The sequence below is a fragment of the Streptomyces sp. NRRL F-5126 genome, assembly GCF_000721265.1.
Classification (GTDB): Bacteria; Actinomycetota; Actinomycetes; order Streptomycetales; family Streptomycetaceae; genus Streptomyces.
On sequence record NZ_JOFZ01000003.1, the window covers coordinates 261,686 to 275,335 of the forward strand.

At 72.9% G+C, this 13,650-nt stretch carries 13 protein-coding genes; 9 read left to right on the forward strand and 4 right to left on the reverse strand.

From position 1 onward, the window contains the following. The first annotated feature begins 458 nt into the window (after positions 1–458). Positions 459–1,376: a S1 family peptidase gene (locus IH48_RS0107640; protein WP_030900885.1), complete on the forward strand. Its 918-nt coding sequence runs from the start codon at positions 459–461 to the stop codon at positions 1,374–1,376. Between the two features lie 81 nt (positions 1,377–1,457). Here the strand turns inward: IH48_RS0107640 and IH48_RS0107645 are convergent, their stop codons facing one another. From IH48_RS0107645 to IH48_RS0107660, 4 genes are all read right to left on the reverse strand, one after another. Then, positions 1,458–2,570 carry a sensor histidine kinase gene (locus IH48_RS0107645; RefSeq protein WP_420705456.1) on the reverse strand — a complete coding sequence of 371 codons (1,113 nt, stop codon included), beginning with the start codon at positions 2,568–2,570 and terminating at the stop codon, positions 1,458–1,460. A 12-nt stretch (positions 2,571–2,582) separates the two neighbouring features. Then, positions 2,583–3,314 (reverse strand): response regulator transcription factor, encoded by a 732-nt coding sequence (locus IH48_RS0107650; protein ID WP_051839336.1) that lies wholly within the window; start codon positions 3,312–3,314, stop codon positions 2,583–2,585. Between the two features lie 98 nt (positions 3,315–3,412). After that, on the reverse strand, positions 3,413–4,117 hold the full coding sequence (locus IH48_RS0107655) for a helix-turn-helix domain-containing protein (protein ID WP_030900890.1): 705 nt from the start codon (positions 4,115–4,117) through the stop codon (positions 3,413–3,415). Between the two features lie 213 nt (positions 4,118–4,330). Continuing rightward, the gene (locus IH48_RS0107660) at positions 4,331–5,482 is read right to left on the reverse strand and encodes a YihY/virulence factor BrkB family protein (protein WP_078849544.1); all 1,152 of its coding nucleotides are present in this window, start codon (positions 5,480–5,482) and stop codon (positions 4,331–4,333) included. 17 nt (positions 5,483–5,499) lie between these two features. Between IH48_RS0107660 and IH48_RS0107665 the strand changes: the two genes are divergently transcribed. The 8 genes from IH48_RS0107665 to cysD all read left to right on the forward strand — a co-directional run bounded on the left by IH48_RS0107665 (position 5,500) and on the right by cysD (position 13,650). Further along, on the forward strand, positions 5,500–7,146 hold the full coding sequence (locus tag IH48_RS0107665) for an acyl-CoA dehydrogenase family protein (protein ID WP_030900894.1): 1,647 nt from the start codon (positions 5,500–5,502) through the stop codon (positions 7,144–7,146). A gap of 211 nt (positions 7,147–7,357) precedes the next feature. After that, positions 7,358–8,653, forward strand: a complete 1,296-nt coding sequence (locus IH48_RS0107670; RefSeq protein WP_030900895.1) for a helix-turn-helix domain-containing protein — start codon at positions 7,358–7,360, stop codon at positions 8,651–8,653. Then, a complete protein-coding gene (locus IH48_RS0107675; RefSeq protein ID WP_051839337.1) occupies positions 8,650–9,261 on the forward strand; it encodes a GNAT family N-acetyltransferase in 612 nt (203 codons plus the stop codon). The genes IH48_RS0107670 and IH48_RS0107675 overlap by 4 nt, the downstream gene beginning before the upstream one ends. A 271-nt stretch (positions 9,262–9,532) precedes the next feature. Beyond that, a complete protein-coding gene (locus IH48_RS0107685) occupies positions 9,533–11,230 on the forward strand; it encodes a nitrite/sulfite reductase (RefSeq protein WP_030900898.1) in 1,698 nt (565 codons plus the stop codon). Then, positions 11,227–11,403 carry a hypothetical protein gene (locus IH48_RS36550; RefSeq protein WP_199809905.1) on the forward strand — a complete coding sequence of 59 codons (177 nt, stop codon included), beginning with the start codon at positions 11,227–11,229 and terminating at the stop codon, positions 11,401–11,403. The genes IH48_RS0107685 and IH48_RS36550 overlap by 4 nt, the downstream gene beginning before the upstream one ends. Beyond that, complete coding sequence (locus tag IH48_RS0107695) at positions 11,400–12,101, forward strand: phosphoadenylyl-sulfate reductase (RefSeq protein WP_030900900.1); 702 nt, start codon at positions 11,400–11,402, stop codon at positions 12,099–12,101. Before IH48_RS36550 ends, IH48_RS0107695 begins: the two co-directional genes overlap by 4 nt. Before the next feature lie 68 nt (positions 12,102–12,169). Further along, positions 12,170–12,715: an adenylyl-sulfate kinase gene (cysC, locus tag IH48_RS0107700; RefSeq protein WP_030900903.1), complete on the forward strand. Its 546-nt coding sequence runs from the start codon at positions 12,170–12,172 to the stop codon at positions 12,713–12,715. Beyond that, entirely contained in the window at positions 12,712–13,650 is a 939-nt protein-coding gene (cysD, locus tag IH48_RS0107705; RefSeq protein WP_030900904.1) for a sulfate adenylyltransferase subunit CysD, read from the forward strand. Before cysC ends, cysD begins: the two co-directional genes overlap by 4 nt.

Consider the following 13,650-nt stretch of genomic DNA (forward strand, 5'->3'; position numbering starts at 1 on the left):
ACCTCCTTCCGGCGCGCCCATGGAGCGCTTACCCGCGAGAGGCCGCGCCCCAACGGCCGGATGGCGCCGCAGCGCCATCCGGCCGATTCGCGCGTGCCGGCACGCCGAGCGCGCGCGCCGGTTCGATCCGGCCAAGATCCGCGGCAGGCAAAACGGTGATTCGGCCCGTATTCGGGCCGTCACCGCCGTAAGCCTTCGCGCGGACGGCCGTCCAAGGGCCCGCGCTTCTTCGCACACCACGCACCAGGCCCCACGCCAAACGGCCGGTTTCCGGGCGCGGCCCGCGCGGCGCCTCGCGCGGGTCCGGATGTGGGTCTTGCCATCGCGGCAACCGGACTTGAGGATTCACTCCATGCGATTGGCAGGTCCACGACCAACTACCCAGTGGCCGTGAACGATCGCGCCTCCGCGGCCCGACCACCCGACGGGCCGTCAGGACCCCCACCCGAGGAGGATCAGTGACCAGCAAGCGCCTCACCCCCCGCCGCACCGTCTCCAGACGCGCCCGGTACCTAGCCGTCGCCGCCGGAGTCGTGGCCGCGGCCGCGTTCACCGCCCCGTCCGCCCTCGCCCAGCCGGCCCCCGTCGCGTCCCCCACCGCGACCGCCGCCGCACTCGCCGCCACCGCGGGCGCCGTCAACCAGACGGCCGCGCCCGGCACCGCCTGGTACACGGACCCGGCGTCCGGCAAGGTCGTCATGACGGTCGACAGCACTGTCTCGCCCGCCCAGGTCGCGAAGATCAAGAGCGCCGTGCCCGACAGCTCGAAGCTCGTCGTCAAGCACGCGGCAGGCGAGTTCAAGCCACTGGTCGCCGCCGGCGACGCGATCCAGAACTCCGAGTACCGCTGCTCGCTCGGGTTCAACGTACGTTCCGGGAGCACGTACTACGCGCTGACGGCCGGCCACTGCACCGCCGAGGGCGGCACGTCCTGGTCGACGCCGAGCGGCACCCCCGTCGGCACCACGGCCGACTCCCAGTTCCCGGGCAACGACTACGGCCTGATCAGGCTGAGCTCCACGCCGAGCGCGAGCGACGGCCGCGTCGACCTCTACAACGGCAGTTACCAGGACATCACCAGCGCGGGCAACGCCACCGTCGGCGAACACGTGACCCGCAGCGGCTCGACCTCCGGCGTCCACAGCGGCACGGTCCAGGCCGTCAACACGACCGTGCGCTACGCCGAGGGCACGGTCTCCGGCCTGATCCAGACGAACGTCTGCGCCGAGCCCGGTGACAGCGGCGGCCCGCTGTTCGACGGCTCCAAGGCACTCGGCCTCACCTCGGGCGGCAGCGGCGACTGCACCTCCGGCGGCACCACGTTCTTCCAGCCGGTGACGGAGGCCCTGAACGCCTACGGCCTGAGCGTGTTCTAGGCAGTACCAGGCAGTACGAGGCACACCAGGCACGCCATCCCGGGGTGTGCGCCCGGCGCGCAGGGCGCACACCCCGTGGTCTCACATCCCCTCGGCCGTCGCCGTCGGGAGCGTCACCTCGAACCGGCAGCCGCCTGTCACGTTACGGACCGCCGCGTGCCCCTCGTGGGCCTCCACGATGCCGCGCACGATCGCGAGCCCGAGCCCTGCGCCCGCCGGTGGCGTGCGGGCCTGGGAGCCGCGCCACCCCGTGTCGAAGACCCGCGGCAGGTCCTCGGCCGGGATCCCGCCGCAGCCGTCCGTCACGGAGAGCACCACGCTCGCGTCGCGCACCTCGGCCGCGATCGCGACGGTCCCGTCGGCCGGGGTGCGGTGGATCGCGTTGACGAGCAGGTTGGCCAGCACCCGCGTCATCTCCTTGCCGTCCACCTCCACGGGGACGGGCGCCACCGGCTCGCCCACCAGCCGCACGCCGTGCTCGCGCGCCAGCGGGTCGGCGCCCGCGAGCGCCTCCCCCACCAGGTCGTAGACGGACATCCGGGTCGGCGAGAGCGGCAGGGTGCCGGCGTGGATCCGCGACAGCTCGAACAGGTCGCCGACCATCGAGTTCAACCGGTCCACCTCGGCCCTGATCTGGTGGAAGTAGCGGTCGGGGTCCGCGACCACGCCGTCCTCAAGCGCCTCGGACATGGCGCGCAGCCCGGCCAGCGGCGTCCGCAGATCGTGCGAGATCCAGGCGACCAGTTCGCGGCGCGACGTCTCCAGCGCGCGCTCGCGCTCCCGCGAGCGGGCCAGCCGCTCGCTGGTGGCGGCGAGTTCCCCCGCGAGCGCGGTGAGCTCGGCGGTGGACGCGCCGTCCGGCGCGGCGAAGCTGCCGCCCTCGCCGAACGAGCGTGCGGCGAGGGCGAGTTCCCGGCTGCGTGCCACGACCCAGCGGCCGAGCACCAGGGCGGTCGCCATCGACACGACGGCGGCCATCGCGACGACGGTGGTGACGACCGAGAGGTCGTGCCGGGAAAGGAACATGGCCTCCGCCACGGCCAGGGTGCCGGCGAGCATCGCCGTGACGGCGACCGCCGCGACGACGGTGAGCGCGACCGCGACGCTCCTGCCCCGCAGGAGCCGCAGCACGACCGCGCCGACCAGCCCGGCGGCGGCAGCGCCGCAGAACGCGTACAGGGCGATGATGAGCATGTTGTGCACGGCTCAGCGGCCCTCCGCCCCCGTAGGCGCCTGCGCGTCCGCGTCCGCTTCCGCCGGCGCGTCGAAGCGGTAGCCGACGCCCCACACCGTCCGGATCAGCCGGGGCCTCGCCGGGTCGTCCTCGATCTTGCCGCGCAGCCTGCGCACGTGGACCGTGACCGTGGACAGGTCGCCGAACTCCCAGCCCCAGACGTCGTGCATGAGCTGCTCCCGGCTGATGGCCACACCGGGATTGCGCATGAGGTGGGCGAGCAGCTCGAACTCGCGCAGGGTCAGGGAGAGGCGGCGGCCGTGCTTCTCGGCGCTGCGCGCGGCACGGTCGAGGGTGATGCCGGCGAGCCGGAGAGCCGGACCCGGCGAGGGCGTCTGCTCGCCTCGGCCGCGGCGCAGCACGGACTCGACGCGCAGCACGAGCTCGCGCGGGCTGAACGGCTTGGTGACGTAGTCGTCGGCGCCGATCTCGAGGCCGAGAATGCGGTCGTCCTCGTCGCCGCGCGCGGTGAGCATGATCACCGGGACGGGACTGCGCTCGCGCAGCCGCCGGCAGACGTCGAGGCCGTCCATGCCGGGAAGCATCAGGTCGAGCACGACGAGCGAGGGCTCGCGCGCCTCGGCCAGGCGCAGGGCCTCGGGGCCGTCGGCGGCGCGGTCGACGACGAACCCGGCGCGTTCGAGGTAGGCGGTCACGACCTCGGCGACGGTGGGGTCGTCGTCGACGACGAGGATGGTGTGCATGGTCCCAGTCTCTCCGGCCCGCGCCCGGGTGCGGTGCGGCGCGGGTCTTACGTGTCGGTGACATCCGCGCCCACCGCGCCGGCCGGCGCCGTTCGCGGTCACAGCGCCGCGTACGCGGTCATCGTGAGGCCGGTCAGGGCGCGCATGTCGCGGGCCAGGTGGGACTGGTCGGCGTAGCCGCCGTGTGCGGCAGCCGCCGCGCGCGGGGTGCCTGCTTCCACCAGTGCGAGGGTACGCCGCAGGCGCAGGATGCGGGCGAGTGTCTTGGGCCCATAGCCGAAGGCCGCCAGGCAGCGGCGGTGCAGCTGCCTGGCGCCGAGGCCCGCTGTGGCGGCCGCCACGGCGACGGCGGCGCCGCGGCCCAGCGCGTCGGCGACCTGCCGCAGGAGCGGGTCGGGCGCGGGGGACTCGTCGGCCAGGGCGAGCACCAGCGCTTCGAGCGCGGCGGCCTCGGGCACCCCGGTGCGGGACGGGCCCGCGGCGCGCACCCGGTCGGCGAGCGGGCGCGCGCGCCGTGCCTGCCACACGTCTGCGAGCGGGACCCGCAGGTCGCGCAGCTCGTGCGCGTCCACGCCGAGCAGGGCGGGCGCTGCGCCGGGCGGCAGCCGCACACCGGCGCAGCCGGAGGCGAGGGCGAGGCCGGCGGAGTGGGCCCGGGTGTCGGGCCCCGCGACGAGGAGGGCGCCGTCGATCCACAGGAGGTCCATGCAGCCGTCGGGCAGCACGGGGCGGGGGCCGCCCGGACCAGCCGCACGGCGCCAGACGACCGCGCCGCCGAGCCGCGAGGGGCGCTCGCTGTACATGGCTCAAGGGTAGGCGCGCCCCGCGCGACCAGGTACGCGCCGCCGTGCTCGCCCCGTGCGCGCTCACGTGCGCCTCGGGCTCCCCGGGCTCCCCGGGCGGGCTCGTGGGCGAAAGCCCCCGTGGGCGAAGCCCCGCACGCGCCGGTGGGGGCGGGTCCTGTCGACAGCGGCGGGGGCGCCCGGGGGGCCGGCGCGGTCGTCCGGGCGTCGCGCTCAGGACCTGCTGTCCCCGCTGCTCCTGCGCGCCCGGTCCCGGTCCTTGTCCTGCGCGCGCAGCCGGCTCTTGAGGTCGTCGGGCGGCAGGAACCGCGACCACCTCTCCGGGAACTCCGACGGCATGTCGGGATCGCTCTCGTCCTGTGCCTGCGCCGAGGCGGCCGCCGCGCGGGCGATCAGCTCGGCCGACTGCGCCGAGCGCAGCCGCTCGTTCGAGGCGCGGGCCGCGGCCGTCGCGAGCGACGGCCAGACGCGGTCGACGGCCGCGTTCACCGCGGCCCCGACCAGGACGGCGAACGCGGACACGCCGATCCACAGGAGCACCGCGATGGGCGCGGCGAGCGAGCCGTAGATCGTCGGGCCCTCGATCTGGCTGGTGACGTAGATGCGCAGCAGGAAGCTGCCCAGCACCCACATGGCGAGGGCTATGAGGGCGCCGGGCACGTCCTCGATCCAGGGCGCGCGCACGGGCACGGACACGTGGTACAGCGTGGTGAGGAAGGCGATCGACAGGACGATCACGACCGGCCAGTACAGCACCCCGACGACCTGGGTGCCGAACGGCAGCAGCGTCACCAGCCGGTCGGGGCCCACCACGGCGAGCGGCAGCACGATGGCGCCGATGACCAGGCCCGCCAGGTACAGCAGGAACGACAGGATGCGGGTCGCGACGATCCCGCGCCTGCCGTCGAGCCCGTACATCACCGTGATCGTGTCCACGAAGACGTTGACGGCGCGGGAGCCCGACCACAGGGAGATGGCGAAGCCGATCGAGACGACGTCGGGCCTGCCGCCCTCGATGACGTCCTGGAGGAGCGGCTTGGCGATCTGGTTGACGCCCCGGTCGGAGAGCACCGTGCCGACCGCCGTCAGGATGTTCTTGTCGATCGACGCCACGGTGTGGGTGTCGGTCCAGGCGTCGACGTAGCCGAGCAGGCCGATCAGTGCGAGCAGCAGCGGGGGCAGCGAGAGCAGCGTCCAGAACGCCGCCTCCGCCGCGAGCCCCAGGATCCGGTACTCCAAGCAGGAGTTGACCGTGTCCTTGAGGAGATGCCAGGCCATCTTCCGCTTCGACACGTTGCGGTAGAGCACGCGGGCCCTGCGCAGCCGCCCGGATGGCGGCTCGGGTGTTTCTTTTGCTGCCTGCACCTCTTTACCGTATCGGCATGGCAGCCACCACCCACACAGTGACCAACCAGGTTCCGCTCCTGGTGGGGTACGACGTGTTCAGCGCGGACCGCGTCCTCACGGAGGCCGTGCACCGCCACACCGCCCAGGACCTCACGGACGAGGTCCTGGCGGAGCTCAGAGCGCTCGGCCTGGCCGCGGGCTCGGCCCAGGCTCTCGACTGGGGGACGCTGGCGAACGAGAATCCGCCGCGGCTGCGCACGCACGACCGCTACGGCAACAGGATCGACGAGGTCGAGTTCCATCCCGCCTGGCACCGGCTGCTCGGCCGTGCGGTGTCGTCGGGCCTCACGAACGCCTGGGGCAGGCCCGCCGGGCACGTGCGGCGTGCGGCCGCGTTCCTGGTGTGGTCGCAGGTCGAGTCGGGCCACGGCTGCCCGGTCTCGATGACGCACGCCGCGGTCCCGGCGCTGCGGTCGGAGCCCGAGCTGTCGGCCGTGTGGGAGCCGAGGCTGACGTCCCGGGTCTACGACCCGTCCCTGGCCGCGGCGGGCGGCAAGCCGGGGGCGCTGTTCGGGATGGGCATGACCGAGAAGCAGGGCGGCAGCGACGTCCGCGCGAACACGACGCGGGCCAGACCGCTGGACGAGCCGGGCGCGTACCTGCTCACCGGCCACAAGTGGTTCTGCTCCGCGCCGATGTCCGACGGCTTCCTGGTGCTGGCGCAGGCGCCCGGCGGGCTGACGTGCTTCCTGGTGGAGCGCGTCCTGCCGGACGGCAGCCGCAACGTGTTCCGGATCCAGCGCCTCAAGGACAAACTGGGCAACAGGTCGAACGCGTCCGCCGAGGTCGAGTTCGACGAGACGTTCGCGCGGCGGGTGGGTGAGGAGGGCCGAGGGGTGCGCACCATCATCGAGATGGTGGCGGCCACCCGCCTCGACTGCGTGCTGGGCTCGGCGGCGGTGATGCGGCAGGCGGTGGCGCAGGCCGTGCACCACACGGCCCACCGGCGGGCGTTCGGGGCCGAGTTGATCGACCAGCCGCTGATGCGCAACGTGCTGGCCGACCTGGCTCTCGAGTCCGAGGCGGCCACGACGCTGGCGCTGCGGCTCGCGGCGGCGTACGACGCGGTGGAGTCCGGCGAGTCGCCGCAGGAGCGCGCGTTCCTGAGGGTCGCCGTCCCGGTGGCCAAGTACTGGGTGACGAAGCGCTGCACGCCGCTCGCCGCCGAGGCGCTCGAGTGCCTGGGCGGCAACGGCTACGTCGAGGAGTCCGGCATGCCGCGGCTGCTGCGCGAGTCGCCGCTCAACTCGATCTGGGAGGGCTCGGGCAACGTACAGGCGCTCGACGTGCTGCGCGCGGTGGCACGCGAGCCCGCCGCGCTGAACGCGTTCTTGCAGGAGGTCGGCCTGGCGCGCGGCGCCGATCACCGGCTGGACCGCGCGATCAAGGACCTGCTCACCGAACTCGCCGACCTGGAGTCCATCGAGGGCGGGGCGCGGCGCCTCGTCGAGCGGATGGCGCTGGTGCTGCAGGGCTCACTGCTGGTGCGCTGGGCGCCGGCCCCCGTCGCGGACGCGTTCTGCGCGTCGCGCCTGGGCCGCGACTGGGGCGTGGCCTTCGGCACGCTGCCGCGCTCCCTCGATCTCGCGCCGCTCGTCACCCGGGCGCGGCCCGTGGGGTGACACGGCGGAGGCCAGGGGTGGTGCCGCGCCGACACGGCGCCACCCCTGGCCCGATCTGACTCTCTTACAGACACACGGATTCGCGCCAGGGTTGCAGAGCGTTGCAGCATGGAACACGTTCCCCGGGCTCCGGCAGGCGACCGCGGATCCGCCGTGACGCCACAGCGCTCAAACGCGCTTCCATGGCATGCACCCATTTCTGGGGGACTCGATGAAGGACGCACCGCTCGATCTCGCCCGGCTGGTGGCCGCGGAAGGCGGGCAGGCCATCCGGCTGCTGCACCGGGTGAGGGAAGCGGCGCTCGCGGGTGAGCGCCCGCCGGTGTCGCCGCGTCCTGAGATCGGCGCCTCGTGGCGGCGGATGGCCCGCCTCGGCGTCCGGCCCGACCGGCAACGCGGGGACGTGTCCGTCCAGCCCGATGAGCTGGAGCACCGCAGGCGGACGTCGGCGCTCGGCGACGCGATGCGCACGATCGGCGGTGCGCTCACCGAGCTCGCGGACACGTCGTCGCAGCTGCTGGCGGTCACCGACGACGAGGGCACGGTGCTGTGGCGGGCCGGCAACGCGACCGTGCTGCGCCGGGCGGAGCGCATCCGCCTGTCGGAGGGCGCGGTGTGGGGCGAGCACGTCACGGGCACCAACGCGATCGGCACGGCGCTCGCCACGGGCAGGCCGCTGCAGGTGCACTCCGCCGAGCACTTCGTACGGGCACTGCTCACGTGGACGTGTGCGGCGGCGCCGATCAGGGACCCGCGGGACGGGCGGATACTCGGCGCCGTGGACGTGTCGGGGTCCGCGCACGGGTTCCACCCGTCGACGCTGGCGCTGGTCAGCTCGGTGGCGCGGCTCGCGGAGAGCGAGATGCGCGAGCGGCACCTGCGGGCCGTGGAACGGCTGCGGTCGGTGGCGGCGCCGATCCTGTGCCGGGTCGGGGGCCGCGCGATCGCGGTGGACGCGCACGGGTGGACGGCGGCGGTGACGGGCATGGCCCCCGTGGACAGGATCGTGCTGCCCAAGTCGTTCGGGGCGGGCAGGACCTGGCACCCGTCGCTGGGCGTGTGCGCGGTGGAGCCGCTGCCGGGTGGCTGGCTGCTGCGGGTGGACGGGGAGCGGCCGGACGAGGAGCCGGCCCCGAGCCGGGTGGTGCTGGACGTGAGCGGCGCGCGTCGCTGGTCGCTGGCGGTCTCGGGCCAGGCCGGCAGCTGGCGGCAGGACCTCACGCCGCGCCACGCGGAGCTGCTCTACCTGCTGGCGGTGCACCGGTCGGGGCGCACGGCGGCTCAGCTGGCGGCGGACGTGTTCGGGGACGCGACGCGCACGGTGACGGTGCGGGCGGAGATGTCGCGGGTGCGCCGGCACCTTTCCGGGGTGCTCGACCACCGGCCGTACCGGTTCAGGGAGGAGGTCGACGTGGAGGTGGTGTCCCCCGCGGTGCCCGCGGACCTGCTGCCGCACTCCACGGCGCCCGCCGTGCTCGGAGCGCGGCGTGATTGTCTTGCGCCATGAGCACCGTCAGTGTGACCACGTGGTCCCTGCGCCAGACCTCGCCCGCCGACCTGCGGCCCGCGGCCGAGCCCGGCGCCGGGGTGCGGATCGTGCGGTCGCGGGTGGCGTCGCCCGAGTTCAGCCGGTTCCTGTACACCGCGGTCGGCGGCGACGTGGCCTGGACGGACCGGCTCGGGCTCGGCTACGAGGAGTGGCGGGCGCTGGTGGACGCGCCCGGCGTGGAGACGTGGGTCGCGTACGAGGACGGGACTCCCGCCGGGTACGCGGAGCTCGCCGCGCGGGAGGGCGGCGCGGTGGAGATCGTCTACTTCGGGCTGCTGCCGGCCTTCCGCGGCCGGCGGATCGGCGGCCACCTGCTGGCGTACGCGACGGCCCGTGCGTGGGACCTGGGCGAGCGGTGGCCCGAGGTCGGGGCGACGGAGCTGGTGTGGCTGCACACATGCTCGAAGGACGGTCCTCATGCCCTGGGCAACTACCTGCGCCGGGGGTTCACGGTGTTCGACGAGCGGGTCGAACCCGAACCGGCCGCGGACCTGCCGGGACCCTGGCCGGGCGCGCACGCCACGCATGTCAGGGCAAACGTGACCGAGACCACATCATCCCACTGAGCGAGACAAGTGCGTCCGAATAATGGATAGTGGTGGACTCCCGCGAGACCGCCGTGCCACGCTTTCGCCATGTCTCGTGCTGGTACAGCCCTGGTGAGTCGGCGCCACGTCGATCACGGCCGCATGTCCAGCGCCATCTGTTCGGCGAGCTGAGAGTCCCAGCACCTCCGTTCCGAGCACCTCGACTGTCCCCAGCCGCGCACCGTCGCGCGCATTCGCGCACGTGTGCGGCTGTGAGCCGCCCTCCTGCAGTCCCGAAGGACGTATCGCCATGGCCGCCATGCCGGAAAAGCCCGCACCCGCAACCCCGCGCCGCAAGGTGAGCCGCCACCGCGGCGAGGGCCAGTGGGCCAAGGGCCACTTCACCCCGCTCAACGGCACCGAGCAGACCAAGAAGGACGACGACGGTCTCAATGTGCGGACACGCATTGAGACGACTTACGCGCGCGGCGGCTACGACTCCATCGACCCCGCCGACCTGCGCGGCCGGATGCGCTGGTGGGGCCTCTACACGCAGCGCAAGCCAGGGATCGATGGCGGCAAGACGGCGATCCTTGAGCCCGAGGAGCTCGACGACCGGTACTTCATGATGCGGGTCAGGGTCGACGGCGGGCGGCTGACGACCGAGCAGCTCCGCGTGATCGGGGGCGTCTCCGAGGAGTTCGCGCGCGGCACGGCCGACATCACGGACCGGCAGAACATCCAGCTCCACTGGGTCGAGATCGAGAACGTGCCCGAGATCTGGCGCCGCCTCGAAGAGGTGGGGCTGACCACCACGGAGGCGTGCGGCGACGTCCCGCGCGCGATCCTGGGCTCGCCCGTCGCCGGTGTCGCCGCGGACGAGATCGTCGACGGCACGGCCGCGATCCAGGAGATCAGGGACAAGTACATCGGGTCGAAGGAGTTCTCGAACCTCCCCAGGAAGTTCAAGACCGCCATCTCGGGTTCGCCCCTGCTCGACGTGGTGCACGAGATCAACGACGTGGCCTTCGTCGGCGTCGACCACCCCGAGCACGGCCCGGGCTTCGACCTGTGGGTGGGCGGCGGCCTGTCCACCAACCCGAAGATCGGGGTGCGGCTCGGCGCCTGGGTGCCGGCCGCCGAGGTGCCCGAGGTGTGGGCCGGGGTCGTCGGCATCTTCCGTGACTACGGCTACCGCAGGCTGCGGGGCCGCGCCCGCATGAAGTTCCTCGTCGCGGACTGGGGCCCGGAGGAGTTCCGCAGGGTTCTGCAGGACGAGTACCTCGGGCGCCCGCTCGCCGACGGCCCCGCGCCGGCCGAGCCGGTGTCGCGGTGGCGCGACCACATCGGCGTGCACCCGCAGAAGGACGGCAGGTTCTACGTCGGCTTCGCCGGGCGCGTGGGCCGCATCGACGGCGCCACCCTGACGAAGGTGGCCGAGCTGGCGGCCGCGCACGGCTCGGGCAGGCTGCGGACCACCGTCGAGCAGAAGCTGATCATCCTCGACGTGGCTGCCGACCGGGTGGACTCCCTGGTCGAGGGTCTCGAGTCGCTGGACCTCCAGGTCCGCCCGTCACCGTTCCGGCGCGGCGTGATGGCCTGCACCGGCATCGAGTTCTGCAAGCTCGCCATCGTCGAGACGAAGCAGCGCGGCGCCGCCCTCATCGAGGAACTGGAGCACAGGCTCCCCGACTTCGACGAACCGATCACCATCAACCTCAACGGCTGCCCCAACGCCTGCGCGCGCATCCAGGTCGCGGACATCGGCCTCAAGGGCCAGCTCGTCCTCGACGGGGACGGGAACCAGGTCGAGGGCTACCAGGTGCACCTCGGCGGCACGCTCGGTGTCGACGCCGCCTTCGGCCGCAAGGTGCGCGGCCTGAAGATCACCGCCGACGAGCTGCCCGACTACATCGAGCGCGTCCTGAGCCGCTACCGCAAGGAGCGCGAGGACGGCGAGCGGTTCGCCATCTGGGCGGCCCGGGCGGACGAGGAAGCCCTGTCATGACGGAACGCGCCGTGCCGTTCCACTGCCCCTACTGCGGCGATGAGGACCTGCGCCCGAGCGGGCAGCGCCACGGGGCCTGGCAGTGCGCGGCATGCAACCGGGCCTTCCACCTGACGTTCCTCGGGCTGCTCGCCCGTGGCGCGTCCGCGAGTGACGGAGGGGAAGAGAGATGACCACTGCCACCGGCACCGACGCACTCAGGGCCCTCGCGCTGAGCGCGGGCCGCGACCTCGAGGAGGCGTCCGCCTCCGAGATCCTCAGCTGGGCGGCCGAGACCTTCGGCGGGCGCTTTTGCGTGACGTCCTCGATGGAGGACGCCGTCGTCGCCCACCTCGCCTCCCGGGCGCTGCCCGGGATCGACGTGGTGTTCCTCGACACGGGCTACCACTTCCCGGAGACGATCGGCACCCGCGACGCCGTGCAGGCCGTGATGGACGTGAACGTCATCACACTGACGCCGCGCCTCTCCGTCGCCGAGCAGGACGCCGAGTACGGGCCGCGGCTGCACGACCGCGACCCCGATCTGTGCTGCGCGATGCGCAAGGTGGCGCCGCTCGACGCGGGTCTCGAAGGCTACGACGCGTGGGTAACCGGGCTGCGCCGCGACGAGTCCCCCACTCGCGCCGGCACCCCCGTCGTCGCCTTCGACGAGAAGCGCGGGAAGGTGAAGATCTCGCCGATCGCCCGATGGACACAGGAAGACGTGGAACAGTACGTGGCCGAGCACGGGGTCCTGACGAACCCGTTGCTCATGGACGGTTACGGCTCTGTCGGCTGCGCTCCGTGCACCCGCCGCCTGCTGGCGGGCGAGGACACGCGCGCCGGACGCTGGTCGGGACGCGGCAAGACGGAATGCGGCATCCACACATGACCGGCGACGGCACGGGCCGTGCGGAAGACGCGGAAGACGCGGAAGACACTGACCATCGGGAGAAGCAGTTGAGCGTGACGGACCAGGGCGCGACGGTCTGGCTCACCGGGCTGCCCAGTGCGGGCAAGACCACCATCGCGCGTTCCCTCGCCGAGCGCCTGCGCGGCGAGGGCCACCGGGTCGAGGTGCTTGACGGCGACGAGATCCGGGAGTTCCTCTCCGCGGGCCTCGGCTTCAGCCGCGAGGACCGGCACACCAACGTGCAGCGCATCGGCTTCGTCGCCGAGTTGCTCGCGTCGCACGGCGTGAAGGCGCTGGTGCCGGTGATCGCGCCGTACGCCGACAGCCGCGAGGCCGTACGCAAACGGCACGCGAACGAGGGCACCGGCTACCTGGAGGTGCATGTGGCCACGCCCGTCGAGGTCTGTTCCGTCCGCGACGTGAAGGGCCTGTACGCCAAGCAGGCGGCGGGCGAGATCTCGGGTCTCACGGGTGTTGACGACCCCTACGAGGAGCCCGTCGCGCCCGACCTGCGCATCGAGTCGCACACCCAGTCCGTCCAGGAGTCAGCCGCGGCGCTGCACGCGCTGCTCACCGAAAGGGGTCTCGCGTGACCAGCACCGCCCGTGGCGTCGACGAGGGCATCGACGCACCGTACGCGCTCAGCCATCTGGACGCGATTGAGTCGGAGGCGGTGCACATCTTCCGCGAGGTGGCCGGCGAGTTCGAACGGCCGGTGATCCTCTTCTCCGGCGGCAAGGACTCGATGCTCATGCTGCACCTCGCGATCAAGGCGTTCGCCCCCGCACCGGTGCCGTTCTCGCTGCTGCACGTGGACACCGGCCACAACTTCCCCGAGGTCCTCGAGTTCCGGGACCGCACGGTCGAACGGTACGGACTGCGCCTGCACGTCGCCTCCGTGCAGGAGTACATCGACGCCGGCACCCTGCGCGAGCGTCCCGACGGCACGCGCAACCCGCTGCAGATCGTGCCGCTGACGGAGCGTATCCAGTCCGAGCGGTTCGACGCCGTCTTCGGCGGCGGGCGGCGCGACGAGGAGAAGGCGCGCGCCAAGGAGCGGGTGTTCTCGCTGCGCGACGAGTTCTCCCAGTGGGACCCGCGCCGCCAGCGTCCCGAGCTGTGGCAGCTGTACAACGGCCGGCACGCGCCGGGCGAGCACGTCCGCGTGTTCCCGCTGTCCAACTGGACCGAGCTGGACGTGTGGCAGTACATCGCGCGGGAGCGGATCGACCTGCCGCCGATCTACTTCGCCCACGAGCGCGAGGTGTTCAACAGGAAGGGCATGTGGCTGACCGCAGGTGACTGGGGCGGCCCGAAGGACGGCGAGAGCACCGAGAAGCGCAGCGTGCGCTACCGCACGGTCGGCGACATGTCCTGCACGGGCGCCGTCGACTCGGACGCGGCCACCCTGGACGCGGTGATCGCCGAGATCGCGACCGCACGCCTCACCGAGCGCGGCGCGACACGCGCCGACGACAAGCTGTCAGAAGCGGCGATGGAAGACCGCAAGCGCGAGGGGTACTTCTAA